Genomic DNA, 26,200 nt, shown 5'->3' with positions numbered 1-26,200 from the left:
CGTTACGACCATAAATCACAGTTATAAAATAAGATAACTGATGATTAACGTAAACTTATATACGGCTCATTTCATTTAAAACGAAACTTGCTACTGCACCTTCTGTGGCTGCCACATACGCTTTTAAGTGTTCACTTTCCATATGAGTTAACCAAAGATCGCGGGTTTCCCAGTTTTCATAAAACAAGAAAACAGCAGGGTTGTTGTTATCCTGATGCAGATCGTACTGGATACAACCTGCCTCTTTGCGTGTAGGTTCAATCAGCTTATCCAGCTCCGTTTTCAGCCGTTCAATCTGATCAGGGTGGGCTTCAATTTTAGCTATGATAGTCAGGGTTGTATGCATCAGAAAGGTCACCTTAATCATTATCAGAGAGACAGGCTCAGTGTCAGTCTTAAAAGCCTTCTAACACAATTTTGCCGATAGTTTTGCCACTTTCAAGATCAGCGTGAGCACGTTTCAGGTTGTCTGCACTGATGACGCCATAATGTTGGCCCATGGTGGTTTTGATTTCGCCGGCATCAATCAAGTCAGCGACCTTGTTGAGTAATTCGCCTTGTTTACCCATATCGGCAGTACCAAACATAGAGCGGGTATACATAAATTCCCAATGTAACGACACGGATTTCATTTTTAATAAAGAGATATCCAATGGCGTACTTGGGTCGTCAATCAGTGCAAACTTACCTTGAGGCGCAATGACTTTTGCAATCTCCGGAAAGTGTTGTTCAGTGGCATTCAGGCCAATAACATGAGAAACGTTTGGAACACCAATGCGCGCTAATTCTTCGCTTAAAGGCTGGCGATGATCAATCACATGGTCAGCGCCCAGTTCTGTGACCCATTGTTGGCTTTGTGGGCGGGATGCGGTGCCAATAATCAGTGCATTAGTGAGCCTGGCTGCAAGCTGAACTAAAACAGAACCTACGCCACCGGCTGCGCCAATCACCAGAATTTGTTGCTGATGGCGTGTATCTGCTGCTGTGTTTTGTTGAATCTGCAAACGATCAAACAACAGTTCCCATGCAGTAATTGCAGTGAGTGGGAATGCAGCGGCTTCTGCATTAGTGACTGATGTTGGTTTATGACCAACAATACGCTCGTCTACCAAGTGATATTCAGCGTTAGTGCCCGGACGGGTCAGATCCCCGGCGTACCATACTTTATCGCCTTTTTTATAGATTGAAACGGCATCGCCTACGTCAATTACTTCGCCTACCGCATCCCAACCAAGAATTTTGTGCTCGCCATTTTCAGGTTGCACTCTCATTCTAATTTTTGTATCCACCGGATTGACAGAGATGGCTTCAATCTTTACCAACAAATCACGGCCTGTTGGAGTGGGGGTTGGTTGTTCAAAATCTACTAGTGAATCTGCTTGAGTGATCTCTAGTGATTTCAGGTAGCCAATTGCTTTCATTGTGTATCTCCAGGAATGTTATGCAGTGATTATGCGGCAATCCAAGGAAAGTGAAAACAGGGTAGTTGTATAATTACTTTCAAAAAAAAATTGATAATAATGCCGCCAAAACTAAGGTAGTTGACTGGCGTTAAGATTAAAAAGATCTTTTACCGGGATGGAGGTATTTCACAATTGTCGCTCCCCCGGACCTTACAATGACCTGCACACCGGCGCTTAAATCGCCATTTAGCAAACTTCTGATAAGCAATCTCGAGTACTATTTGTAGCTTCAGTATTCGCACTGTTTTGGCAAGATAGCGGTAGTAATCAAGGTTATCCCAGATTAATAGAAAAGCGGCTACTGCTGTTACCTTCTTACCGCTTGCATCAATACTGTGCAGGCGTTGCATAGCGTTTTTATACTCGATGCCATATGCCTGCAGGCGGTCAGCGTTTTTGCTGATATCCAGCCACTCTATTTTTTGCCCGGCGTCGATACGTCGGTAGTGGTTAATCTCTTTTCGACAGAGTGGGCAGCTGCCATCATAAAAAACAATTGGTTTTGCGGGCTGCAGTAAAGTCATGGGTAATTATCTTCTTTTTTAATTGAGGAATTCGGCACGAGTGCGCTCATTACTTTTAAAAATACCCCCCAGTGCCGTCGTCTCTGTTTGTGAATTTACATCCATCACACCACGGGACTTCACACAGTAGTGGGTCGCATTAATAGAGATAGCGACATTGTCGGTCTCCAGAAGTATTTGAAGAGCGATTAGAATTTGTTGGGTGAGCCTTTCCTGTACCTGAGGGCGCTGGCTAAAGAAGCGTACTAAGCGATTGATCTTTGATAGCCCGATGATCTTTTTATTGGGAATATAAGCGACTTTTGCAGAACCGTCGATGGTGACAAAGTGGTGTTCGCACGAACTGAGCACGCTGATGTCACGCACTTTGATCATCTCTTCTACCTTCATTTTATTGTCGATCATGGCAATATCAGGGAAGTTTTGGTAATCCAGGCCAGAAAACACTTCATAAACGTACATCTTCGCAATCCGGTGCGGTGTTTCTTGCAGGCTATCGTCTTCTAAGTCGAGTCCCAGGGTACTCAGCACTTCGGTCATGAGGCCTTTTATACGCTCATAGCGTTGTTCCTGAGACATCATATTGTCAATCGTGGGTGTCTCCAGGCCTTTCTCGATGAGTTGATCGCGTACTGCGGTTGCTTCAGGAGAGATCATGATTTTTTTCCTTCTTAGGCCGTTACATTGTTACATTGTTATGTTTTATCGTTTGCTTATTGCTGTTACGTACCAGAGGTACTTTTAGATGAGCGAGGCTCTGATTTCTCTTTGATGTATAGATGAGGCCTGGTTAATATGTCGTTAACATTCATTTGAGATTTAGCTGAGATATGACCTGATCGGCTAGTTTATTCGCACTTAACCAGGCGCCTTCGATATCGCCGGATTCAAGCCAATCACCACACGCGCCTATGTGAGTCTCTGCATCCCAGAGGTATCCTGAATGTGGGTGCTGATCAAAATGTTGATTGGTATGGCGCGAATATAGCCATCGATGTACGCGTTCAGCGATGATGCTGGGGTTGGCGTTAAATTCCCGGCTGAGTAAGGATAAAAAGGCTAATTTGAGTTGCTCTGCAACATACTCGGGTTGGCTGTCGCGATGCAGCGCACTCCATTCAGGTGTGGCTTCCAGAACCCATACCTGGCTGTTTTCATTACCATTCTTGCTACGGGCTCTAGCGGGTTTAGCGCTGTCTTTGATACAGCGAAACAATACTGGATGCTGGCCTTCGATTAGCTCTGGCGTTATAGGTAGTGTGCTGTTGATATGTAATACCAGCACCCAACTGATGGTGGGTGTTGCGGTTTCTGCCTGGCGCATAAAACGGGGGACGGCTTTTAAAAGCGGGGCCGCTTGTTTTGCGGGTGCTGCGACTATTGCTGCGTCATAACAACCCAGGCGTTTGCCGTGTTCATCGTACAGTGATACTTGGCTGTGTTTGTTTTGCTGCTGCGCTTCATGGCGTTTACTTTCTGACTCTTGATCACGTTCCGGCAAAAGCTGACCTACCCGGACCGAGGTACGAAGATCTGCGCCTTGTGTCAGTTCGCGAGTGAGGGCGCTTTGCCGGGGCGTGGCAATAAAGTGTGAGCGGTGTTGCCTGCTTGCTGCATTTGATCCGCAGGCAGCGCCATTAAAATCATAGGTGCAGGGAGACCATTGGCGAACGCAGGGCTGCTGTGCTAACCAATGGCGGAACTCCTCAGAAGCCGGGGAGAGAAACGGCGCGCCTAAATCAGCACTGCCATCTTCTAGGCGACAACTGGCGATACGTCCGCCCGTGCCCCGGCTTTTTTCATAAAGAGTTACAGCGCAGCCAGCGCTCATGAGTTTGTTGGCCAGTGTTGCGCCGGCTAGTCCTGCGCCAATAATTGCTATGTGTTTGTTGGTACTCATCGGAATCCGCTTTAAAAAATTTATATGGATACAGATTAACGAGTACGTTAACGAAGTGATTTAAGATCACTTTTTAACACTTACATAAACACTAATAGCTTTTATACGGCAGGAACTTTCCTGATAGAACCACGTTAACACGGTCGCCGTTTGGATCTTCTTCACGTTGTATATCCATTGAAAAATCGATAGCGCTCATAATGCCGTCGCCAAATTCTTCATGAATCAACTCTTTAATCGAGCTGCCGTACACATTGACAACTTCATACCAGCGGTAAATCAAAGGATCCGTAGGCACTGCTGTGGGTAATGAACCTTTATAGGGCGCTACCTGTAGCCAGGCGATCGCTTCATCCGATAATCCGAATAGTTCTCCGATTGTTTCGGCTTGTGGTTTATTAAATGTCATCTGTCCCAGACAGGCAGCCGTTGTCCACTCTTTCGATAGGTTGATCGCTTTTGCCGCGTCACTCCATTTGATATCGTTGAGTACCTTGGCAGATAAAATCATCTGGGTTACTTCTTCGCGACTGCTTATCATATTGATTACCTTTTTGGTTGGCGTAGCGTTACGCAATGACTACTCAAAGACTACGCAATGTTAAAATTCTGTTTTATGTGATCAGTAAAATGACAATGATGATGCTCAGGATCAGTGAAGTGCTTTGCCAAAACGCAACCGGACTTCGTTCTATCAAGGGTGGACGGGTTTTTGATAAAAAGGCTTTGTTGGGCTGGCGCAGGTCATACAAAAACCCGGATAGTTCCTCATAGCGTTTGTAAGGGTTTGGGTGAAGGGCTTTTCTGAGTGTTTCATCTACCCAGGCCGGTGTTTCGCGCTCGTCATCCAGTACTGACTGATAGCTTAAGCGGCGTTGTGAAGCAGCGGTTCTTGCTTTTGCAACCTGGGTTCCGTAGGGGAATTCCCGGGAGATCATGTGGTAGGTGATGACGGCCAATGAATAAAGGTCTGAGCGCTGTGATCCGCCTTCTCCCAGAAAATACTCAGGTGCTGTGTATAACGCGGTACCGAGTATATCGTTATATTCCCCGTCTACACTGGCTTCAACAATGCCTGCGACTCTGGCCGATCCGAAATCTATGATCTTTACCGTGCCGGTGCTATCGATCATGATGTTATCCGGCTTCAGGTCCTGATGGAGTATTTCCATACGGTGTAGTGCGCGAAGACCTCTTGCGATCTGTTCTACAATCCCACGTACAGTTTCAAGGTCGGGCTGCGGGTTATCAATCAGCCATTGAGTCAGGGTTTGTCCTTCAATGAACTCAGTGACGGTATAAATAAAGTGACGCTCGCGCGTTTGTAAGCCTGCTTTCAGAACATGGGCGCTGTTGATGCGCCGGGCAATCCATTCTTCCATCAGGAAGCGTTCTAAATATTTGGGGTCATTACGTAGGTCGATAGAGGGCGTTTTAATGATGACATGCGCGTTTGTTTCTGAGTCTCGTGCCAAATACACATGACTGCGGCTGGTGGCGTGCACTTCGCGTAGAATTGTATAGCCGTCAAACTGCTCTCTGGCTTCTAAAATGTGCGGAAACGGTAGTTCATCAATCTGCTGATGTATTTCATTTGTATTGAGTTGAGGTAAGCTATCAACACGAATAATCTGCAGGGTGAGGTTGTCCGGACTGCCTTGATCGAACGCTGTTTTGACGATGGCTTTTGCAGCGTCATTAAGGTTATTTGGGTTTTGTTCAATGGCGCTGATAATGCCGAGGGCATCGGTATGCTCATAAACACCATCAGTGGCCAGAATAAAAATATCACCGCAGTTGAGTGGCATCAACTGATAGTCGAGTTCAAGTTCCGTGCCTGTCCCCAAAGCGCGGCTCAGATAGCTTTTGTCCTGTGAAACCCATAAGCGGTGATCTTTGGTCAGCTGCTCTAATGCGTTATTCTGTAACCGGTAAACACGGGTATCACCGACATGAAAGATATGCGCGGTCGTCGATTTAAGAACCATGGCACTTAGCGTGCACACATAGCCTTTGTCTTTATCAAAGCGGAATTGACTGTTGTTTGACTGGGTGTGTAACCAGGAGTTGGTCGCAGCTAAGACACGATGCGCTGAATGTCTGACAGACCAGGCATCTGACGTGCAGAAGTAATCGTCCAGAAAGCATTTAACGGCGGTTTCACTGGCAATCTGGCTGACGTCACTGCTGCTAATGCCGTCTGCCATCGCAAAAGCGATACCTTTTAAGCTGAGCTGTGGTTCAGGCGGCTCATAAAACCCGTAAAAATCCTGATTGATCTCTTTGCGACCCTTATCTGAGTATTGGCCAACGGATACTGTTAATTGCTGTGTCATATCTTCTGCCTATGGCTTCAGCCAATTAACTTGGCTGAAGCTTTGATAGGGAAAATTAAGCGAGACGTGAATTAAGTTCGTGTGCGCTGGCACGTTTTTTTGCTGTTTTAATATGTGTTGTGTACAGCGTCAGTCCAGTAAATGCCAAGCCACCCACCAGATTGCCCAGTGCTGTTGGGATCTCATTCCAGATGAAGTAGTCCATTACTGAGAAGTCACCCCCCATAATGATACCGGATGGAAAAAGAAACATATTGACGACAGAGTGCTCAAAACCCATAAAGAAGAAGAGCATAATCGGCATCCACATGGCGATGACTTTTCCGCTGACTGATGTCGAAATCATTGCACCGACGACGCCCATGGACACCATCCAGTTACACAGCATGCCGCGAATGAAAATAGTGAACCAGCCCGCTGCGCCATACTCCGCATAACCTAATGTACGCGCTTCACCGACGCTGGCAATCTTTTGCCCGACAGCACCGGGTTCAATGTTAAAGCCGTAGGTGAAAACAAATGCCATCATGACGGCAACGGTTAAAGCACCGGCAAAGTTGCCGACAAACACTAACCCCCAGTTTCTTAGGATCCCTTTGATGGTGACCCCCGGGCGCTTATCAATCCATGCCAGCGGGGTGAGTACGAATACACCGGTAAGCAGGTCGAACCCCATCAGGTACAGCATACAAAAACCTACAGGGAAGAGCATTGCACCAATTAAAAAGACACCGGTTTCAACGGCAATCGTGATTGCAAAGACGGCGGCAAGTGCCAGAATTGCGCCGGCCATATAGGATCTGATCAACGTATCCTGGGTCGACATGTGGACTTTGGATTCGCCGGCATCCACCATTTTTGTTACAAATTCAGACGGTACTAGGTAAGCCATAATACTTCCTCTCTATAGATATTACGCAACTGCACATCGCCACAGGGAAGATTGCCCTGCGCGGGCATTCTTCTAACGTATTCATAGCTCTGCATAAAATATTCCAATAATGGGATAGGATTTTTAAGTCACTGAAAAATAGTGTTTAAATTTGTTTAATACTGACTTTTTAAAAATCATAAAAAAGTTATGAAGCCCTTGAGTAGTGCGCCAGCAGCGAAATGCTGCATCGCGGTGCGAAAGAGTCGTGTTCAATTAACGCCGATATAAATCTTGTTAGGGGGCTGAAGTAAATGATAATTTTCAGACGACAGACATTAACTGTTTATTGATTACAAGCGTTTGATATCAAACTGTTGTCACCCAGCTTGCCCCACGCTTTAGTAGTGAAATCATTATTGTGAAGTGCGCAGAGGAAAAATATTGTGGATATGGACCTAAGCCTGAACCAAACCCGTGTCATAGGTTGTTTGATCGAAAAAGAGATTACGACGCCTGATCAATACCCGCTGTCTCTCAACGCGCTTACCAATGCCTGTAACCAAAAAAGCAACCGGGATCCGGTGCTGGCTCTGAGTGAAACACAGGTGCAGGACGTACTGGACGAGTTAGCTAAAAAACGTTTGATAAAAGAGGAAGTAGGCTTTGGCAGCCGAGTGGTGAAGTATAAACATCGCTTTTGTAATACTGAATTTAGTGAGCTTCAACTCAGTGAGCAGGCGTTAGGTATTATCTGCACTTTGTTGTTGCGCGGGCCGCAAACGCCGGGAGAGTTGCGTAGCCGTACGAATCGACTGTGTACGTTTAGCGATGTCCATGAGGTCGAAAACCAGCTGCAGCAATTAAGTGAACCCGATAATGGCCCTTATGTCGTGCGCTTGCCCCGGGAGCCGGGTAAACGCGAATCTCGTTATGCGCACCTGTTTAGTGGTGAGATTGATATGGCCGAGTATTCGGCACATAGCACTCCCTCTCAGGGCATCTCATCTCAGGGCATCCCATCCCAGGACATAGTATCTAAAGGCAGGGACGTTCATAGTGAAACACGGATTGAAGTGCTGGAGCAGCGTGTATCAGAATTAGAGAATCAATTGGCGGCATTAAAATCACAGTTTGATGAACTGCTATCCTGATGGCTGGTTGATATGGCTACTTATTCCCGACAGTAAGATGGACTCAGTGGATTTGTACAGAGATAGTGTTTATTCTTCGATTCAATAGCGTGTCACTAGCAGGTTCGTTGTTACTAACGCGCGGTTTTTGATGTTGACTCATTTTTTTGCCTTAACCGGCAATCGATAATCTTGGAGAATTGCTTTGAAGCAGACTCATCAATCTGATTGGGATCTGGAACAATCGGTCGAGCTATACGGTCTTGAACGTTGGGGTAATGGTTATTTTGGACTGTCTGCTGAAGGCATGGTGACAGCTAAAACTCAACTGAGCTCTGTAGCACTGATGGATATCGTTGAGGGTATGAATGAGCGCGATCTGAAAATGCCCGCGCTGGTTCGGATTGAAAATATTCTTGATGCACAGATTCACCGTCTCAACACCGCCTTTTCAGAAGCGATTGAAAAGGTGGGTTATCAGGGTAGGTATCGCGGCGTATATCCTATTAAGGTGAATCAGCAAGCTCAGGTTGTGGAAGAGATCGCCAGTTTTGGTGCGCGCTTTCAGCATGGCCTTGAAGTGGGTAGTAAGCCAGAAATTATTGCCGCGTTGGCGATGTTGGAAGAGCCGGGCAGTCTGATTATATGTAATGGTTATAAAGATCAGGAGTTTGTCGATCTTGGTTTGCAAGCCGTCAAAATGGGCTTTGAGTGTTACTTTGTTATAGAAACCACTACTGAACTGCCTATCATTATCGAACGCAGCCGTGCATTGGGTATCAAGCCGCTCATCGGTGTGCGCGCTAAGATGAATACTCAGGTCAGTGGTCACTGGAACTCTACCAGTGGTGATCGCAGTGTCTTTGGCCTGACGGCAACGCAATTAATTGAAGTCGTTGATATCCTCAAGCAAGAGAAAATGCTGGATTGTTTACAGTTATTGCATTGTCATTTGGGTTCACAGATTCCGAGTATTCAGGAGATCCGTAGCGGCGTAATTGAAGCGTGCCGTTACTATACGGATTTGTTAAAAGAGGGTGCGGCGCTGACGCATATCGATTTAGGTGGCGGTTTGGCTGTGGATTATACCGGTTCGCGTTGTGCCGGAGAGCAAAGCCGCAACTATACGCTGGATGAGTACTGTGAAGATGTCGTTGAAACGCTCAAACAAACTTTAGATGAGCAACACATACCCCACCCGACGATTGTGACTGAATCAGGACGAGCCACTGTCGCGTATTCTTCAATTCTGCTTTTCAATATTCTTGATACGACGCATTTTGAACCGGTTAATTTAGGCACGGTGGGCGAAAATGAGCCAAATCAGTTAACCCAGTTGCGTGGCATTATCGACTACTTAAAGCCTGCTCGTGTTCAGGAATGTTATAACGATGCGCATTTTTACCGTCATGAGATACGCGATTTGTTTAAGCGCGGCGCGGTTGATTTGCGGACACGTTCTGTAGCAGAAAACCTGTTCCTGGATATCCTGCATCGTATTCTTGCGCTGGTGGAAAACATGGAGCGTGTCCCTGCTGAACTGGCTAACCTGAAAGAGTCGTTGGCAGATATCTATTACGGAAACTTTAGTTTATTCCAGTCGTTGCCAGACGTGTGGGCGATCAACCAGATGTTCCCTATTATGCCTATTCACCGGCTTGATGAACGTCCGACGCGTCAGGCGGTTATTGCTGATATCACCTGTGATTGCGATGGTAAAATCGACCGCTTCATTGGTGACCCGGAGCCGACCAGCACTTTACCTTTGCACAAGTTGAATGCAGGTGAGGAGTATTATCTGGGCGTGTTTTTGGTGGGTGCTTATCAGGAAACGCTAGGTGATCTGCATAACCTGTTTGGTGATACCAACGTTGTCAGTGTCAGGCTGGATAATGACGGTGGATTTGAGTTCGTTAAAGAAATTCACGGTGATACCATCGCCGATGTATTGAGCTACGTTGAATTCAACCCTAAAGATATTCAGCTACGCTACCGTAACAACGCCGAGCGTGCTGTGCGTGAAGGGCGGATTACTGCCCGTGAACGTCAGCAAATGATCAATACCTTCAATACCAGCCTGCAAGGCTATACCTACTATGAAAAAGAGAGCTGAAACAGAGAGTTAACAAGAAAGAGAATAGTACCACCGGGCCTGCCTGTATGTTGCGGAACAGACCCGGTGGTTTGAATTTTCCCGCACGACTGCATGCATGCAGGGATAGAGCAACGCAGGAGCAGTTACCGAGTAGATCAGTGTTAAGTTCGACAGACTTCAATATTTAATGCACATATTTTTGTCACGTTAATCTCCGCTACATCTTTCTTATCTATAGTGTCATGTGAAATTATACAGCTTGTTTAAATTTTCATAGGGAATCGTCATGTCAAATAATACCTTTAAGTACCTTGATAGAGCATTATCTCAGGTTCGTGACCTGGGCCTGATGCCTGAAAAAGTTGATGAGGCTCCAGTGGTCGCTTTGATTGAGCGCCTATCTGATATTGATGAATCCAAAACATTGGCAATTGCCCGGACATTGACGCAAGCGTCTGTTTTTAACGAAATTGTGCGTGAACAAGTGTCTCAGATGAAAATTGGTGAGCGCTATGCTGAGATCACTGAAGCCTTCAACAGCATTCGTGATGATGCGAAAAAAATGGTTGCGCAGGTTGAAGATGGCAAGGTCGATACCTTTGAGCGTGCCAGCAATATGTGGATGAAAGTAACGCGTGGTGATATCGCCAGCCGTTTTGACAAGATTAAAGATACCTATCTGGAAGTCGCACGTGATTCAAAAGACCAGATTGAACGCGAACAAGTGATCTTGAATGCCTACCAGGATTTTCGTGGCGCGATCAAAGAGTCCGAGATTTATGCGCTTGATCTATTAAAGCAAACAGAAGCGCTGTGGAATAGTGCAAAACAGGCACTGGAACAGGCGGGTAAAGCGGTTGAACAATTTAGCGGTGATGATCTTTCAGCGCGTGCTGTACTAGAGCTGGCGCGAGATGAGAGTATGCGCAACCTGCAGTTTGCTGAAGACCGTTATCAGGTGGCCAAAGACTTGTCGGATAACCTGACGGTCAGTTACAACACCTCTGAAGTTATTATGATGCGTTTAATGCAAACCAATAGCGCTAAAGATCGTGTTTATAAGCAATCGATCACCTTTTTTGGCACTAATGAGTCGGTATTTACCGCCTTAACCGCTTCTTATACGGGCATGTTTGGCTTGCACGAAAGTACTCAAACACTCAATGCCATGAAAGATGGCATATCTGATAGTCTGGAAGATCTGGCTTCTATCGGTGGCAAAGTGCAGGAAGCAGCGATTAAAGCAGGTTACGGTCCGACAATTCGTGCAGAATCCGTCAAAAAGCTGGTTGATTCCGTCGTGAATTTCCAGGAACGCTCACGTGAAATTATCGAAGAGATGCGTGTCCTTTCGACTAAAAACGCTGAAGAGATTCGCGATTCAGTAGAAGACGGCAAACAGCGTTTAGCCCGGGTTATTCAGCGCGGCGGGTCTTTACCATTACCGGATTTATCACGGACTAAGGGTTAATACACGCAACATAAGTGCAGCAGATCTCGTAAACCTGCACAGAGATATGTGTGGCCAGTAGTGAAAAAAGCAGCGTCTGAGACTATTTCGTAAGACATAGTTGTAAAACTAGCGAGTGAATAATGGAAAATACTAATTCGGCTGACACGCCAGATAGCCAGCCCGAAACCAAAGCCCCCAGAGCTAAACTGGAAGATATCATGGCGGCAATGGATGTGGTGGATACACTGCGTCACCGTGAAGGTATGGTCGAACGTGAGCTGGATGCTGACAGCCGGCGCGAACGGCTATTAGAGCGCTTGCGCGACATGTATGCGGATCAAGGGCTGGACGTTCCGGATCATATTCTGGAAGAGGGCATCAAGGCGCTGGATGAAGACCGTTTTAAGTATTATCCAACCAAGAAGAACTTTTCGACGCTACTGGCGAACATCTATGTCAGCCGCAAGAAATGGGGAGTCCCGCTGGCCGTTGTGCTGCTGGCGGTGACTGTTCTTTATGGCGGTAACTACTTTCTGAACGAAAGGCCGCAGCAGCTTGCCATTGCGGCGTTACCTACAACTCTGCAACAAACCTATACAGAAATTAAAGCGCTGGCCAAGCAACCTGACATCGCGGAGCAAGCCAAAGAGTTGCAAAGCTCTGCCGCAGCCGCTTTACAGAATAATAAACCTGTGGTTGCCCAGTCCTTATTGGATGAGATGCAAGACATGCTTGCCCGGCTGCGGGTGAATTATAAAATCCGTATCGTCTCTCGTCCGGGCGAACAGTCTGGTGTTTGGCGTATTCCGGATGTGAATACCAATGCGCGTAACTACTACCTGATTGTCGAAGCGATAGACGCCCGTAACAGGGTGCTGACCTTGCCGGTGATGAGCGAAGAGTCAGGTAAACGCAGCGACGTGGATAAGTGGGGTATACGCGTGGATATGCAAACGTTTAACGCCGTGGCCGCCGATAAGCGTGATGATGGCATTATTCAGGGCAATATAGTGGGCGAAAAGCCGGCTGGTTATCTGTTGCCTCGCTATAACATCTCTATCAAAGATGGCGGCACCATTACTCAATGGTAAGTTACGCAATGGTAAGCATGGCCAGTGGAAGATCCGCATCGCTGTTATTCACGATGAGATCTTTCTCGCAATATATTAAAAGAGGGATGTAGGATGTGGAGTGGTTCAACAGCCTTAAGCAATATCGACGGTGCCTTGAAAACGGTGCGCGATGATATTGATCGTCTTGATCAGGACTTGACGCGGCTCACAGAGAATCTGACTGATAATCTGCGTCAGCAGGGAAAAGTGATTAATGAGATTGCCCGGGTTCGTTTGCAAGAGATCGATACGGGGCAGTTGCGGGAGGCGTTGACGGCGGCGGATCGTGATGCAAAAAATATTTTGCAGGAAAGGGCGCAGTACATTCAGCAGATTGAGGCAGAGATCTCTGACCTGAAGCGGCAGCTTGAGTCTCGTGAAAAAGAGCGCGCAGCCTTATTGCAGATCGCCAATGCTATCTCTCAGGAGTTAACCGATAACGAAACCAGCATTCAGACCAAGCTGCGTCAGGATACGGCCTATCTGGCACAATTTGAACGTGCCAGCAAAGCAGAATCCATTGCAGAAGAAGCGCTACACAAAAGCCAGCGGGCTCAGGCGGATATGGATATCAAGGATGAGCCTTATCAACAAGATAAACTCTTTATGTATTTGTGGGGACGGCATTACGCAACCCCCGACTATGAAGGCGGTATATTGACGCGGGCACTCGATAAGTGGGTGGCCGGTTTGATTAAATATGAGCGCAACCGTCTCAATTACTGGAATTTGCAGGAGATCCCTAAAAGGTTAGCGGCACATGCAGCCCGAGTGCAGTCAGAAGCCGAAGGCGAATTTGTTAAATTACAAACCTTAGAGAAACAAGCGCTGGCCGATGCCGGTGTGCCTGCCATTGAAGAACGATTAGATGAGGCGCGGCATAAGCTGGATACGCAGGATGACCAGATTGAAGCGTTAGAAAATAGCCTGATTGAGACTATCGAAAAACGCGCGGTATTTGCTGCTGGTGCCGATGAGTATATGAAACGCAGTATTCAATGCTTAAGTGACGCGATGGCGCATAAAGATGCCTTCCAGATTGAGCGCTATGCGCGGGCCACGTTGTCGCCAGTCGATGATGAGCTGGTCAGGGAGCTAAAGCAGTTTCAGGATAATTACGAAGATAATGAGGATGATCTTGTTGATTTGCGGCGGGTACATTCTGCCAAAATTGCTAAGCTCAAAGAGTTGGAAAGCGTCAGGCATAACTTCAAGAATAACCGTTTTGATGATGTCCGTTCCGGATTTGGTAATGAAGACTTAATCAAATCAGTCCTGGCTCAGTTCCTTCAGGGTGTTGTTGCTGGCACTGATGTGTGGCGGGTGATCAAACGCAATCAGCGTTATGACACGGGAGGTGCGCAACCTGATTTTGGCAGTGGCGGCATCAGCGGCCGATTGCCGGGAAGAAATACATCCAACAGTAACAGTACATTCCGCTGGCCAAGTACGCGCAGTGGTAGCGGCGGTTTCCGTATTCCCGGCAGTGGCCGAAGCAGCAAACGCAGTGGCGGCGGTGGAGGTGGAGGTGGAGGGTTCAGCACAGGCGGCGGTTTTTAGTTGTAATGAGGAAGTGTTCCGGTTGGTATTTGGAAAGATAGCCAGCGTTAAAAACCGGAGTGCCTGCTAGCGTTATCCGCTGTATGTGCACGGATTTCAGACGAGTAGAGGCGATATGCCTGCGTTTTGCCTACGGACAGTTATATCGAAGAGCTTATTTGTGAGCCGAAAACGACAATTTTATTCTTCTTCTCGTCAAAATACCCTTCATTCGCATTAAAAATTGTAACTCAAAGCGACATGTCGTAGTGATATTCGTTGTTTATAATCTCTTAAAATCTGCTTTATTCACCAATAATTAACTAAATTCTCTCATTTGTCGCTATTTTCAATAGTTTTGACTCCTTGTTTTTTCCTGTTTGCGACAGGTATGTTTTTTTGACATCTGAATGAAATGTAGTCAGAGTTGTTTTTAATTAAACGTTCAATTAATAAAAAATTGATAACAACGTATACTGTGTTCTGTCTGAATCGAAATACGCGAATAGAACAGCTCATCAGATATAAACAGGTAAATATTCGGTCAGGCAGTTGCAACCGGGTAGTCATGAAACGAAATAAGCAGGTACAGTCAGATGCAGCACACTCTTTATATAAATGGTCGATATCAGGATGCCACCTCAGGTGAAAGCTTTGTTACACGTAACCCCGCGACGGGTGAAGTGTTGGCTGACGTTCAGCAAGCGTCGCTGGCAGATGTTGATAAAGCAGTAGAGGCGGCGCAGGCAGGTTTTCTTGTTTGGTCGGCGATGAGTGGTGTTGAGCGAGGCCGTATTCTACTGCGTGCTGTGGCTATTTTACGTGAGCGTAATGATGAGCTCGCTATGTTAGAGGTTTTGGATACGGGTAAGCCTTTGCAGGAAGCGAACTGTGTTGATATTGCCACCGGCGCTGATGTTATCGAATATTATGCGGGCCTTGCTGCCACACTTCATGGTCAGCAGCAGGACTTAGGCGGTAATAATTTTTTCTACAGCCGTCGTGAACCATTAGGTATTTGTGCCGGTATAGGCGCATGGAACTATCCGATTCAAATTGCCATGTGGAAGTCGGGTCCTGCGCTGGCCGCGGGTAACTGCATGATCTTTAAACCTTCCGAAGAAACCCCGTTAAGTGTTTTAAAGCTGGCAGAGATCTTTACCGAAGCAGGGCTGCCTGATGGTGTATTTAATGTTGTGCAAGGTGATTATCGGGTGGGGCAGGCGCTTTCTCGCCACCCTCAAATAGCCAAGGTTTCCTTTACCGGTGAATGCGGTACGGGTAAGAAAGTAATGGCTGATGCGGCAGGCTCGCTGAAAGAAGTCACGATGGAGCTGGGCGGTAAATCACCTTTGCTGGTATTTGCCGATGCAGAATTAGACAACGCAGTATCCGGTGCATTATTAGCCAATTTTTATACGCAGGGCGAGGTCTGCACCAATGGCACGCGGGTGTTTGTACAGGACAGCATCTATGACGCGTTTGTCAGCAAAGTTGTTGAGCGTACTGAGCGCATGATCATTGGTGATCCGACTGATCTGAACACGCAAGTCGGCGCACTGATCTCTGAAGAGCATATGCATAAGGTACTCGGTTTTATCGATGCAGCAAAAGCGGCTGGCGCGCGCCTGGTATGTGGCGGTGAGCGAGTTGTAGAGGGTGGTTTAGCTAAGGGCTACTTCGTTAAACCTACCGTGTTTGCAGACTGTACGGATGACATGCCTAACGTGAAAGAGGAAATATTCGGGCCTGTGATGTCTATCTTGCGCTTCAGTGATGAAGAGGAAGTCATTCGTCGCGCTAATGACACCGAATATGGCTTAGCTGCCGGTGTATTCTCAACAAACTTTGCCCGGGCGCATCGTGTTATCGCCCGTCTTCAGGCAGGTATCTGCTGGATTAATACCTGGGGAGCATCGCCTGCAGAAATGCCGGTGGGCGGTTATAAACAGTCAGGTATTGGCCGTGAAAACGGTATTGAAACACTCAATCACTATACACAGATTAAAAGCGTTTATGTTGAGTTGGGTGATGTCGATTGCCCCTATAAGTAATGCCTGATAACCAGCCTGTCTGACCGGCACTTAATATGCGTAAAACCAGCGACCTGAGGAATGAAATTTAGTATGACCACTGATACACGATATGACTACATCATTGTTGGCGCAGGCTCCGCCGGTTGCGTACTGGCTAACCGACTAACAGAAGATGGACAGCACAATGTGCTATTGCTGGAAGCCGGAGGCACAGATAAAAGTATCTTTATTCAGATGCCGACGGCGTTGTCTTATCCGATGAATACCGCCAGGTATGCATGGCAATTTCATACGGAAGGAGAGCCTTATCTGGATGGTCGCTCGATGCATTGTCCACGCGGAAAAGTGCTGGGCGGTAGTTCTTCGATCAATGGTATGGTGTATGTCCGTGGGCATGCGTGTGACTTTGATGAGTGGAGCGAAAAGGGTGCCGTTGGATGGGGATATCAGCAGTGTTTGCCTTACTTCAAGAAAGCCGAAACATGGGTGAAAGGCAGTGATGACTATCGTGGCGGAAATGGCCCTTTATTTACCTGTAATGGTAACGACATGAAGCTGAACCCGCTTTATCAGGCATTTATTGATGCGGGTGAAGATGCGGGTTATCCGACCACTGACGATTACAACGGTTACCGTCAGGAAGGTTTTGGCGCAATGCATATGACAGTGAAAGCAGGGGTGCGTGCATCCACGTCAAATGCGTATCTGCGTGAGGCGATGAAACGGCCTAACCTGACACTGATAAGCGGTGTGCTGACACGTAAAGTCATCATGGATGGCAAGCGCGCGGTGGGTATCGAGTATGAAAAAATAGGCTCTGAGAAAAGCGGACGTGTCATTCATGCGACGGCAAATAAAGAGGTTATTTTAGCGGCGGGCTCTATCGGTTCACCGCATCTGTTACAGCTATCAGGCGTGGGCCCTGCGACAGTACTGGAAGAGGCCGGCGTTGAACTTGTGCATGACTTGCCGGGTGTGGGTGAGAACCTGCAGGATCATTTAGAGGTTTATTTTCAATATCACTGTAAGCAACCCATCACTTTGAATGGCAAGTTAAATCTTGTCAGCAAAGGCTTGATCGGTGCCCGCTGGATGTTGTTGAAAGATGGTTTGGGGGCGACTAATCATTTTGAATCCTGCGGTTTTATCAGATCCCGTGAGGGCTTGAAATGGCCCAATATACAGTACCATTTTTTACCGGCCGCGATGCGCTATGATGGTGGTAAGGCAATCGACGGGCACGGATTTCAGGTGCATGTGGGGCCCAATAAACCCCAGAGCCGTGGTCGGGTGTGGATTACATCAGCCGACCCGAAAGCTAAGCCAAGTATTCTGTTTAACTACATTAGCACTGATCAGGATAGACAAGACTGGCGTGACTGTATCCGATTAACGCGTGAAATATTGAAGCAGCCGGCTCTGGATCCCTTTCGCGGCGATGAAATTCAGCCAGGAGAGCAGGTGGTTAACGATAAAGAGGTTGATCGCTGGGTGCGAGAAAATGTTGAAAGTGCTTACCACCCTTCGTGTACCTGCAAAATGGGTGCGGATGAGGACTCTATGGCGGTATTAGATACGCAGTGTCGGGTAAGAGGAATCGAAGCGTTACGCGTCGTCGACTCTTCGATTTTCCCGACGATTCCAAACGGCAACCTGAATGCCCCCACCATCATGGTGGCAGAAAAAGCGGCGGATATGATTCTGGGTAAACAGCCGCTAGCCGATGCCGGCGTTGAGGTCTGGATTGATCCGGATTGGCAGCAGCGACAGCGTTTAGGTAGCCCTAAGCGTGCGGTTAAATAGCCCTAAGCGTTCGGGTAAATAAGTGCCCCTAAGCGTGCGGTTAAATAGCCCAAAGCGTTCGGGTAAATAAGTGCCCCTAAGCGTGTGGTTAATTAAAAAAATTATTGAAAATCAGTAAACGTAAGAGAATTTAAAACTAAAATAAGGTGAATACTCATGACAACTCGAAACAACAGAACTGGCCGTAAACATAATCTAATGCGTGGCGTAGCAGTAGCGATGGGCTTGTCCGCATCACTGGCATTTGCTGGCCAATGTGACACGGTGCGTTTCTCCGATGTGGGTTGGACTGATATCACGGCAACCACGGCAATAACCAGTGAGGTAGTCGAAGCGCTGGGTTATGAAACAACGACTCAGTTATTATCTGTGCCGGTGACTTACACCTCTCTCGCCAATGCCGATATCGACGTATTTCTGGGTAACTGGATGCCTACGATGGAAGCGGATATTGCTAAATACCGTGAAGAAGGCAGCGTTGAAACTGTTCGCGCTAACCTTGAAGGCGCCAAATACACCCTGGCAGTTCCTAAGTATGTGTATGACGCGGGTGTAAAAAGCTTTGCGGATATCGCTAAATTCAAAGATAAGTTTAAAGGTCGCCTATACGGTATTGAGCCAGGCAATGATGGCAACCGTCTGATGCAGGATATGATCGACAAAGATGCTTTTGGCCTGAAGGGATTTAAGCTGGTTGAATCGAGTGAAGCCGGCATGGTTTCACAGGTGTCACGCTTAGCCAAACGTGAGCAGTGGATTGTCTTTCTGGGGTGGGCGCCGCATCCGATGAATGCCAATATCGAGATGGAATACCTGCAAGGGGGTGATGACTTCTTTGGTCCTGACTACGGCGGTGCCAACGTTTATACCAATGTACGTAAAAACTACCGTCAGGAATGTCCGAATGTAGGGCGTTTGTTAGAGAACTTGTCTTTTACGCTCAAAATGGAAAACGAAGTGATGGGCGCCATTCTTGATGATGGCAAAAGTCCTAAAGCGGCTGCCACAGCATGGCTGAAGTCTAACCCTGAAACGTTAAATGCCTGGTTAGATGGCGTGACAACCAAAGATGGTGGCGATGGCTTGGCCGCTGTACGTAAACGTTTAGATTTCTGATCGCGTGTTTCTCTGTTGTCGGCGCAGTACATTAAGCGCCCGGCAACAGATCTCCTCTGTTTTATGAAGTACCGCTTCGCTCTACTTAGTGGTGATGACATCGTTTATTTATAAAAAGGCAAACTCATGAATTGGATTACTGAAAACAAAATTCCGCTAGGAAGCTGGATGGAGGCGTTTGTTGACTGGCTGACGTTTAATGCAGCGGGTTTTTTCGATGCCATTTCCATTTCTTTGGAATGGATGATTATCTCTATGGTTGATATTTTCCAGTGGTTTCCCCCCTTTGTACCAATGGCTATGACGGCTGCAATTGCCTGGTGGTTGCATCGCAGTATTCCGTTGGTGATCTTTGTGGTTACAGCGTTGCTATTGATTCTTAATCTTGGCTATTGGCAGGAGATGCTGGAGACTTTTGTGCTGGTAATAGCAGCGACGACACTGTCGGTTGCTATGGGCATTCCTATTGGAATTTTGGCGGCGCATAAGCCTTGGGTATACACTATTTTGCGGCCGATTCTTGATCTGATGCAGACCATTCCTACCTTTGTGTACCTTATTCCGACACTTGTCTTGTTTGGCCTGGGGGTTGTTCCTGGGTTGATATCAACGATCATATTTGCGGTAGCGGCTCCCATCCGTTTGACCTATCTCGGTATTAGCCGTGTACCTGAGGATCTTATAGAGGCCGGTAGGGCATTTGGGGCTACACCGTTCAAGCTGCTTTATAAAGTTGAGTTACCTGCTGCGATGCCAAATATTATGGCCGGTGTGACTCAATGCATCATGTTATCTCTTTCCATGGTCGTCATAGCGGCGCTGGTGGGTGCAGACGGTTTAGGTAAGCCGGTTATTCGAGCATTGAATACGGTCAATATTTCTCAGGGTTTTGAGGCGGGGCTGGCCATCGTGCTGGTGGCTATTATTCTGGATCGAATTTGCAAAGCGCCTGGCGCTAAAGAGGAAGGTTAATCATGGCGGCAATTAGTATTCGAAATGTAGATGTCGTGTTTGGTGAGAATATTGAGCAGAGTCTGGCGTTACTTGATCAGGGTAGTAGCCGGCAGGAAATCATCGAAACTACCGGCGATGTTGTGGGCGTAGCTAATGCGTCTATTGAAGTGCAGGAAGGTGAAATCTGCGTATTAATGGGGCTGTCTGGCTCGGGTAAATCAAGCCTGTTACGTGCGGTTAACGGCTTAAACGCAGTGAGCCGTGGAGAGTTATTAGTACAGGATGGCGACCAAATGGTGGATATCGCGACCTGTGATGCCAGCACATTGTTGCATATGCGTACCAGCAAGATTTCCATGGTGTTTCAGAAATTTGCATTAATGCCGTGGATGAGCGTGGTTGATAACGTAGCATTTGGCCTGGACATGAAGGGCATGGGTAAAAAGGAGCGCCGTGCCAAAGCGATGGAAAAGCTGGAGATGGTTGGCTTGTCTGAATGGAAGGACAAGTTCCCGCATGAACTGTCGGGTGGTATGCAGCAGCGTGTCGGTCTTGCGCGCGCGTTCGCCATGGACAGTGATATATTGCTGATGGATGAGCCTTTTTCTGCACTTGATCCGTTGATTCGCAGTCAGTTACAGGATGAATTAATTGAGCTTCAGCAGCGCCTGAATAAAACCATTTTGTTTGTCAGTCATGACTTGGACGAAGCACTTAAAATCGGTACTCATATAGCGATTATGGAATCCGCCAAAATCATTCAGCACGGCAAACCAGAAGATATTGTTCTTAATCCTAAGACCCCTTATGTGGCTGATTTTGTTGCACATACTAATCCTTTGAATGTTTTGTGCGGACGTTCACTGATGACGCTCGTCAGTGACTTGCCGCTAGATAATGGCGAATGCGTGCTAAACCCGCATGACAACACAGTCGTTAATGTGAATGCAGAAGGCGTGATTACGACTGCCAGTCGTCAGGGGGAGGCGCTGCCACTGCATCATTGGAGTGAGGGCGAGGATATCGACCGGATGGCAGAGGGCTTGCTGGTGATCACTTCGCCGGATGTGCCAATGCGTTCTGCGATTGAAATTCGATATAAAACAGGCTTGCCATTACTGCTGGAAGAAAACGGGCGCTTGGTTGGAATCTTGTCAGACAAAGATTTTTATCATGCGTTACTAGGCAAGCACTTTACGCTTGATGCGGCGTAAAATTAACAATTGATAATTCTTTTGAGTATCGGTTTAACCTTTAATTAAAAAGGTCAGAGTAGAGCCGGGTGTTAGCCTGGCTCTTATTCAATGGGCTTTTGCTGACAGATCTATTTTTGGATTAATTGTTGCTAGATCTGTGCCTGGCAATAACGTCGGCAGGCAATTGTTGCTCCAGATAATCGATAATCAGGCGTTGCGCTAAATCGCTGTCAATGCCTGTGGGTGTTAATGCGCCTCTAAGCCAGATGCCATCAATAAGCGCGGCGATACTCTGCGCTACAAACAGCGCTCTGTCTGCGGGTAATACCTGTTTTAGTTCGAGCACCAGGTGCGACAGGAGCCTTTTTTCATTAACCCGCTGTAAACGATAGAGCGCGGGATCATGCATCGCTAAAGACCAGAACGCCAGCCAGGTTTTAACAACTTTGGATTCTAGCTGTCGCGGGTCAAAGTTCCCGCCAACAATGGCCTTAATACGACCAACAACATCATCTTGCGGGACCTCTTGCAGGCGGATCTTAACGCCGTTGGACAGCTGCTGTAATACCGAGCGCATCGTCGCTTCCAGCAAGCCATTCTTGCCGCCGAAGTAATGATTAATAATCGCCGGAGACACACCTGCATAACTGCTGATCATCGCGACACTGGCTTTATGCAACCCGACAGAGTTGATAGCTTCCATTGTGGCGTTAATTAACTGTGGCTTTCTTATTTCAGGCATTCCAACTTTTGGCATTAGGATCTTACTCGCATAATCGTGGAGGGGAATTTGCCTTTCACGTGGCCTGCTGTCAAGTCAGATCTCCAAGGTCGTCAAGACAGAGTCCGGGATCGGCATTTTTCATATTTTTATTCTTCAGTTGTTTGAAATGTAAATGTTTTTTTCTAATCCTTTAGTTCGGCTTTGTCGAGTATCTCTTTGTTGCTCCTTTAATTATGCATACATATTGTTTGTATACGCTCTGTAAAGTGGTTATTTTAGATAATGAGTTATTTTTGAGTTATTTTTGAGTTTGAGTTTGGTGAGCCGTTGCATTTGTCGAAATAAGGGTGTTTGAAAGTTTTAATATTCTTGAAGTAAAAGGCTTCATGTATGCCACTAGGTTTCTAATGTTAGCCATGGGCCTGATCGGTGCTACTAAAATAATTTTAAAGGATAATAAACGATGAGATTAAAAGCAGTAGTGAGCGCCCGTGCAGGTGTTTTTTGTTTATTACTGGCAACATCCGTTTGCCAGGCAGACGACTTGTTAGGGCTTTATGACGCTGCTCTTAAGGCCGACCCTCAGTTTCAAGGTGCGATATTTGATCACGCAGCCGGAGCAGAGGTAGTCACGCAAGCATGGGCGGGTTACCGGCCAACTATCAATTTTGAATACGATAAGGTTGATAATACTCAGGATGTTATCAGTAGTGTTAACCCGACATTTAATGGCTTGGGTAGCACATCTTTTCCCAGCAGTAGCTGGGCGCTGACTTTTACTCAACCTATTTTCCGTTATGCGAACTACCAACGTATCGGACAAGCGAAAGAAGAGTTAAAGCAAGCCGATGCTCAACTGATTCAGTCACAACAGGCACTGATGCTACGTCTTTCTGAAGCTTATCTTACGGCATTGGCGGCAGAAGATGAGTTAGGTTTTCTGCGGGCTGAACGTTCGGCTGCTGAGCAGCAGTTAAAATTAGCTTTTGGTCGTGAAGCTGCGGCAATCGGGCGTTCAGTTGATCGCTACGATGCTGAGGCGCGTCTGGCCTCGGTTGAAGCTGACTATGCTTTCGCAGAGGTATCATTGCGCGACGCTTATGAGGCTTTGTATGAAATAGTCGGGACTGATCCGGCGTCTCTTGCCACATTAAAAGGAGACGTGGAGCTAAAACAACCTGAACCCGCTGATGATCAATACTGGATCAAAGCGGCCATGCAAAATAATCCGGCACTCGTGGTACAGCGTCATGCAGTGGATGTAGCGCGCCGTGAAATTGCTCTCCAAAATGGAGGCCACTTTCCAACATTAGACGCGGTTTTACGTAAAAGTAATCAGTTTACAGAAAGTACGCTGGCCGGGGGGGGGAGTGAAGTTGAGACGCAGGAAATAATGCTGCGTTTAAGTGTGCCTATCTATGCAGGTGGTTCAGTCAGTTCGAAAAAGAGAGAGTCAGTGGCTCTGTATAAAAGTGCAGAGCAAGACCTGACTCGTATCCTGAGAGAATCGCGTCGTCAATCCAAAGATGCTTATTGGGGCGTCGTGAATGCAGTTAAGCGAGTCGGTGCACTTAATAAAGCCTTAAGTGCACAAGAGGCTACGCTGAGTTTGCGACGCGCTGCCTATAAATCACGTTTGGATACAGCTATCAGTGTGCTGGATGCTGAGCGCGACCTTTATTCGGTGAAGCGCGATTTGGCGCAGGCTAAATATGATTACTTGCTCAATAGTCTGCGCCTTAAAGCGCTGGTGGGTGTCCTGACAAAAGATGATTTGGGATTTGTTAATAACTGGTTACAAAAAAGCTAATTAACATTGGATGTTTTTGCCCGTTGTTCCGGTAAGAGCATAGCATTGGTTTGATAACGCGGGGGCGTTGCTATGAGTAATTATTTTTACCGGGGCAAAAAAGCTCAGAAAGCTAAAAAAGCGGCAAAGAAAAAACAGAATCTACAATTTGAAGCCCTTGAAAACAGAGTGCTGCTGTCGGCGGATCTGGGTATCTCAGCTACCGATCTGGAACAGCAGGACGAATCACTTAACACTGAAGTGATTGAGTCTGAAATGCAATTGGCTGGCTTTGACAGTAGTGAGTTTGAGCCGCAGACCATTGCAGTAGATGATAGCCTTACGCGTCTGCTTCCGCAGCTAAGCGAAGATACGTCAGTCGCTATAGAGGCGGCCTCTGTCGACGCTTCAGATATTAACGAGGCTGACATTCAGGCGGCACAGGTAACCGAAGAAAATGCAGAAGAAGTGGTAACAGAAGCGCAATTGCAGACGGCCGCTGAAATGTATTATTTCGAACAGGCGATGGCGACAGATATCATAATTCTTGATTCCAGCATCCCCCAGCTGAAATCCGTCATCAATGAGCTGTTCAGCTCTAAGGCTCCCGATCTTGCTACCACCTTTAACTCCGTGCGCACTCAAACGGCGGAGCTCTATTCAGCACCTGACATAAGCGCTGAAACTGAACAACTTGAAACTGATATGGCTGAAAAGCTCGTCGGAGTCACGTTGCAGCAACAGTTGGCATTAAATGCTGATCGTGAAATAAAAGTATTTGTGCTGGATAGCCAGCAAGATGGCGTAGAACAGATCAGTAGTATTCTTGATTATTTTCAGAATGTAGCGGCTATACATCTGTTAAGTCACGGCTCTGCCGGCGCTTTGTTTCTTGGTAATGCCAAGCTTACCTCGCAGCAGTTAAAAACAAACCAGCAGCAACTGAAACGCTGGGGCAGTGCTCTGTCAGAAGATGGCGATCTGTTGCTTTATGGTTGTGATGTGGCTGATGGGGATCTGGGCCTTGAGTTTATTGAACAATTAGCCGCACTGACCGGTGCGGATGTAGCTGCCTCGGATGATGATACCGGTAATGTGGAGGGTGCTGACTGGGATCTGGAGCAAGCAGTAGGTCAAATTGAAGCGATGTCTTATGTAAGCGCTGCCATGCGGGGGTCCTTGGCTGTTGTAAACTTAGAGACAGATACAGGTTCAGTTGCAACCTTTACTATTGGGGCTGTAGCCACGAGCTCAGTCGCTGTGACTGTTACTGGAGCGAGTGCTGAAAAAGCTGATTTGAATGGTTCTAACACGGGCGTTACAGAGATTTGGGGTAAACGAAATCAGAGCAATACACTCGTCTCCTCAGGTAATGCTGCACTCACTTATTTTATTTTAAAAGACTCAATTGTCGTCTACAAAGGCGCTAATAAGGTTCTTACCGCCCACCATATTGAAAACATTACCGGGGGCAGTGGAGATGACATCTTTGTCTTTGGAAAGGACGCTAAGTTAGCGGGTTCACTTGATGCGGGCGGTGGAACTAATACACTGGCGTATTCCCTCCCTGTAGGTGTTACAGCCCCTCCTGGTTATGTCGCATATGATGAGAATGTCAATGTAGATCTCGCAGCGGGAACGGGTAAGACCAATGGTATCAAGAATATAACCCATGTGATTGGTGGAAGCCGTGGCGATACGTTTAATGCCGATGGCGCTGCAAATGAAATAACCGGTGGTGCCGGTAAAGATACCCTTAAAGGTAATGCGGGTGCTGACACCCTTGATGGTGGCGCGGGTAGTGATACGCTGATCGGTGGTGCCGACAGTGACACTCTGAAAGGTGGTGCCGGCGATGATACTTATGTTTTTGATGCTGGCTGGGGTGCCGACAAGATAACTGAAACGGCTCAGGCGGGTAATGATGCACTTGACCTTAAGGCGATTGATCAGGACATCAGCATTACTGTAAAAGATAGTTCGATAGCGGCTGGCGGAATCTCTGTTGATGCGACTGCTACGGATACCATAAGAGATGAAAACGCGGAAGGTGCAAAGTATATCGAACGCATCATCCTAGGTGATTTCGATAAAACCTACACGCTAGCGTTTGAAGATGACTGGGCTAAAGGTCTTCAGGGAAGTGGTGACAAGCG

At 47.1% G+C, this 26,200-nt stretch carries 21 protein-coding genes; 12 read left to right on the top strand and 9 right to left on the bottom strand.

The window, feature by feature from the left end:
- Positions 1-55 precede the first annotated feature (55 nt).
- From ABY436_RS09820 to ABY436_RS09785, 8 genes are all read right to left on the bottom strand, one after another.
- The gene (locus ABY436_RS09820; RefSeq protein ID WP_372738797.1) at positions 56-346 is read right to left on the bottom strand and encodes a putative quinol monooxygenase; all 291 of its coding nucleotides are present in this window, start codon (positions 344-346) and stop codon (positions 56-58) included.
- A gap of 49 nt (positions 347-395) precedes the next feature.
- Positions 396-1,421 (bottom strand): zinc-binding alcohol dehydrogenase family protein, encoded by a 1,026-nt coding sequence (locus tag ABY436_RS09815; protein WP_372738796.1) that lies wholly within the window; start codon positions 1,419-1,421, stop codon positions 396-398.
- A gap of 149 nt (positions 1,422-1,570) precedes the next feature.
- Complete coding sequence (locus tag ABY436_RS09810; protein WP_372738795.1) at positions 1,571-1,987, bottom strand: thiol-disulfide oxidoreductase DCC family protein; 417 nt, start codon at positions 1,985-1,987, stop codon at positions 1,571-1,573.
- Positions 1,988-2,005: 18 nt separating this feature from the next.
- On the bottom strand, positions 2,006-2,644 hold the full coding sequence (folE, locus tag ABY436_RS09805; protein ID WP_372738794.1) for a GTP cyclohydrolase I FolE: 639 nt from the start codon (positions 2,642-2,644) through the stop codon (positions 2,006-2,008).
- Between the two features lie 151 nt (positions 2,645-2,795).
- On the bottom strand, positions 2,796-3,887 hold the full coding sequence (locus ABY436_RS09800) for an NAD(P)/FAD-dependent oxidoreductase (RefSeq protein WP_372738793.1): 1,092 nt from the start codon (positions 3,885-3,887) through the stop codon (positions 2,796-2,798).
- Positions 3,888-3,978: 91 nt separating this feature from the next.
- Positions 3,979-4,428, bottom strand: coding sequence for a cyanase (gene cynS, locus ABY436_RS09795; RefSeq protein WP_372738792.1), 450 nt, complete (start codon positions 4,426-4,428; stop codon positions 3,979-3,981).
- 73 nt (positions 4,429-4,501) lie between these two features.
- A complete protein-coding gene (locus ABY436_RS09790) occupies positions 4,502-6,223 on the bottom strand; it encodes a protein kinase (protein WP_372738791.1) in 1,722 nt (573 codons plus the stop codon).
- Between the two features lie 55 nt (positions 6,224-6,278).
- Positions 6,279-7,115, bottom strand: coding sequence for a formate/nitrite transporter family protein (locus ABY436_RS09785; protein ID WP_372738790.1), 837 nt, complete (start codon positions 7,113-7,115; stop codon positions 6,279-6,281).
- Between the two features lie 425 nt (positions 7,116-7,540).
- Between ABY436_RS09785 and ABY436_RS09780 the strand changes: the two genes are divergently transcribed.
- The 10 genes from ABY436_RS09780 (at position 7,541) to choV (ending at position 21,549) form a co-directional block, all read left to right on the top strand.
- On the top strand, positions 7,541-8,248 hold the full coding sequence (locus tag ABY436_RS09780; protein WP_372738789.1) for a YceH family protein: 708 nt from the start codon (positions 7,541-7,543) through the stop codon (positions 8,246-8,248).
- A gap of 184 nt (positions 8,249-8,432) precedes the next feature.
- On the top strand, positions 8,433-10,340 hold the full coding sequence (gene speA, locus ABY436_RS09775; protein ID WP_372738788.1) for a biosynthetic arginine decarboxylase: 1,908 nt from the start codon (positions 8,433-8,435) through the stop codon (positions 10,338-10,340).
- Positions 10,341-10,608: 268 nt separating this feature from the next.
- Entirely contained in the window at positions 10,609-11,793 is a 1,185-nt protein-coding gene (locus ABY436_RS09770) for a hypothetical protein (RefSeq protein WP_372738787.1), read from the top strand.
- A 122-nt stretch (positions 11,794-11,915) separates the two neighbouring features.
- Positions 11,916-12,866 carry a DUF6384 family protein gene (locus tag ABY436_RS09765; RefSeq protein WP_372738786.1) on the top strand — a complete coding sequence of 317 codons (951 nt, stop codon included), beginning with the start codon at positions 11,916-11,918 and terminating at the stop codon, positions 12,864-12,866.
- Between the two features lie 93 nt (positions 12,867-12,959).
- Complete coding sequence (locus ABY436_RS09760; RefSeq protein ID WP_372738785.1) at positions 12,960-14,447, top strand: hypothetical protein; 1,488 nt, start codon at positions 12,960-12,962, stop codon at positions 14,445-14,447.
- Positions 14,448-15,022: 575 nt separating this feature from the next.
- Complete coding sequence (gene betB / locus ABY436_RS09755; RefSeq protein WP_372738784.1) at positions 15,023-16,480, top strand: betaine-aldehyde dehydrogenase; 1,458 nt, start codon at positions 15,023-15,025, stop codon at positions 16,478-16,480.
- A 72-nt stretch (positions 16,481-16,552) separates the two neighbouring features.
- Positions 16,553-18,265, top strand: a complete 1,713-nt coding sequence (gene betA / locus ABY436_RS09750; protein WP_372738783.1) for a choline dehydrogenase — start codon at positions 16,553-16,555, stop codon at positions 18,263-18,265.
- 156 nt (positions 18,266-18,421) lie between these two features.
- Positions 18,422-19,381, top strand: coding sequence for a choline ABC transporter substrate-binding protein (locus ABY436_RS09745; protein WP_372738782.1), 960 nt, complete (start codon positions 18,422-18,424; stop codon positions 19,379-19,381).
- Positions 19,382-19,507: 126 nt separating this feature from the next.
- The gene (choW, locus tag ABY436_RS09740) at positions 19,508-20,353 is read left to right on the top strand and encodes a choline ABC transporter permease subunit (RefSeq protein ID WP_090726316.1); all 846 of its coding nucleotides are present in this window, start codon (positions 19,508-19,510) and stop codon (positions 20,351-20,353) included.
- 2 nt (positions 20,354-20,355) lie between these two features.
- A complete protein-coding gene (gene choV, locus ABY436_RS09735; RefSeq protein ID WP_372738781.1) occupies positions 20,356-21,549 on the top strand; it encodes a choline ABC transporter ATP-binding protein in 1,194 nt (397 codons plus the stop codon).
- A 121-nt stretch (positions 21,550-21,670) separates the two neighbouring features.
- Here the strand turns inward: choV and betI are convergent, their stop codons facing one another.
- A complete protein-coding gene (gene betI, locus ABY436_RS09730; RefSeq protein WP_372738780.1) occupies positions 21,671-22,288 on the bottom strand; it encodes a transcriptional regulator BetI in 618 nt (205 codons plus the stop codon).
- 430 nt (positions 22,289-22,718) lie between these two features.
- Between betI and ABY436_RS09725 the strand changes: the two genes are divergently transcribed.
- On the top strand, positions 22,719-24,065 hold the full coding sequence (locus ABY436_RS09725) for a TolC family outer membrane protein (protein ID WP_372738779.1): 1,347 nt from the start codon (positions 22,719-22,721) through the stop codon (positions 24,063-24,065).
- A 72-nt stretch (positions 24,066-24,137) separates the two neighbouring features.
- A partial coding sequence (locus ABY436_RS09720) for a DUF4347 domain-containing protein (protein WP_372738778.1) occupies positions 24,138-26,200 on the top strand: 2,063 nt, incomplete at its 3' end.

This window comes from Neptunomonas sp., assembly GCF_041601355.1.
Classification (GTDB): domain Bacteria; phylum Pseudomonadota; class Gammaproteobacteria; order Pseudomonadales; family Balneatricaceae; genus Neptunomonas.
This window is presented reverse-complemented; position numbering and strand designations above follow the sequence as displayed.

What these genes read in the sequence shown, in the direction of transcription:
- ABY436_RS09745 (WP_372738782.1), top strand. Translation starts at nt 18,422, where the DNA reads ATGACAACTCGAAACAACAGAACTGGCCGTAAACATAATCTAATGCGT.
- ABY436_RS09820 (WP_372738797.1), bottom strand. Translation starts at nt 346, where the DNA reads ATGCATACAACCCTGACTATCATAGCTAAAATTGAAGCCCACCCTGAT.
- ABY436_RS09725 (WP_372738779.1), top strand. Translation starts at nt 22,719, where the DNA reads ATGAGATTAAAAGCAGTAGTGAGCGCCCGTGCAGGTGTTTTTTGTTTA.
- choV (WP_372738781.1), top strand. Translation starts at nt 20,356, where the DNA reads ATGGCGGCAATTAGTATTCGAAATGTAGATGTCGTGTTTGGTGAGAAT.
- choW (WP_090726316.1), top strand. Translation starts at nt 19,508, where the DNA reads ATGAATTGGATTACTGAAAACAAAATTCCGCTAGGAAGCTGGATGGAG.
- ABY436_RS09760 (WP_372738785.1), top strand. Translation starts at nt 12,960, where the DNA reads ATGTGGAGTGGTTCAACAGCCTTAAGCAATATCGACGGTGCCTTGAAA.
- ABY436_RS09765 (WP_372738786.1), top strand. Translation starts at nt 11,916, where the DNA reads ATGGAAAATACTAATTCGGCTGACACGCCAGATAGCCAGCCCGAAACC.
- ABY436_RS09785 (WP_372738790.1), bottom strand. Translation starts at nt 7,115, where the DNA reads ATGGCTTACCTAGTACCGTCTGAATTTGTAACAAAAATGGTGGATGCC.
- cynS (WP_372738792.1), bottom strand. Translation starts at nt 4,428, where the DNA reads ATGATAAGCAGTCGCGAAGAAGTAACCCAGATGATTTTATCTGCCAAG.
- betA (WP_372738783.1), top strand. Translation starts at nt 16,553, where the DNA reads ATGACCACTGATACACGATATGACTACATCATTGTTGGCGCAGGCTCC.
- betI (WP_372738780.1), bottom strand. Translation starts at nt 22,288, where the DNA reads ATGCCAAAAGTTGGAATGCCTGAAATAAGAAAGCCACAGTTAATTAAC.
- ABY436_RS09810 (WP_372738795.1), bottom strand. Translation starts at nt 1,987, where the DNA reads ATGACTTTACTGCAGCCCGCAAAACCAATTGTTTTTTATGATGGCAGC.
- ABY436_RS09800 (WP_372738793.1), bottom strand. Translation starts at nt 3,887, where the DNA reads ATGAGTACCAACAAACACATAGCAATTATTGGCGCAGGACTAGCCGGC.
- betB (WP_372738784.1), top strand. Translation starts at nt 15,023, where the DNA reads ATGCAGCACACTCTTTATATAAATGGTCGATATCAGGATGCCACCTCA.
- ABY436_RS09770 (WP_372738787.1), top strand. Translation starts at nt 10,609, where the DNA reads ATGTCAAATAATACCTTTAAGTACCTTGATAGAGCATTATCTCAGGTT.
- folE (WP_372738794.1), bottom strand. Translation starts at nt 2,644, where the DNA reads ATGATCTCTCCTGAAGCAACCGCAGTACGCGATCAACTCATCGAGAAA.
- ABY436_RS09790 (WP_372738791.1), bottom strand. Translation starts at nt 6,223, where the DNA reads ATGACACAGCAATTAACAGTATCCGTTGGCCAATACTCAGATAAGGGT.
- ABY436_RS09815 (WP_372738796.1), bottom strand. Translation starts at nt 1,421, where the DNA reads ATGAAAGCAATTGGCTACCTGAAATCACTAGAGATCACTCAAGCAGAT.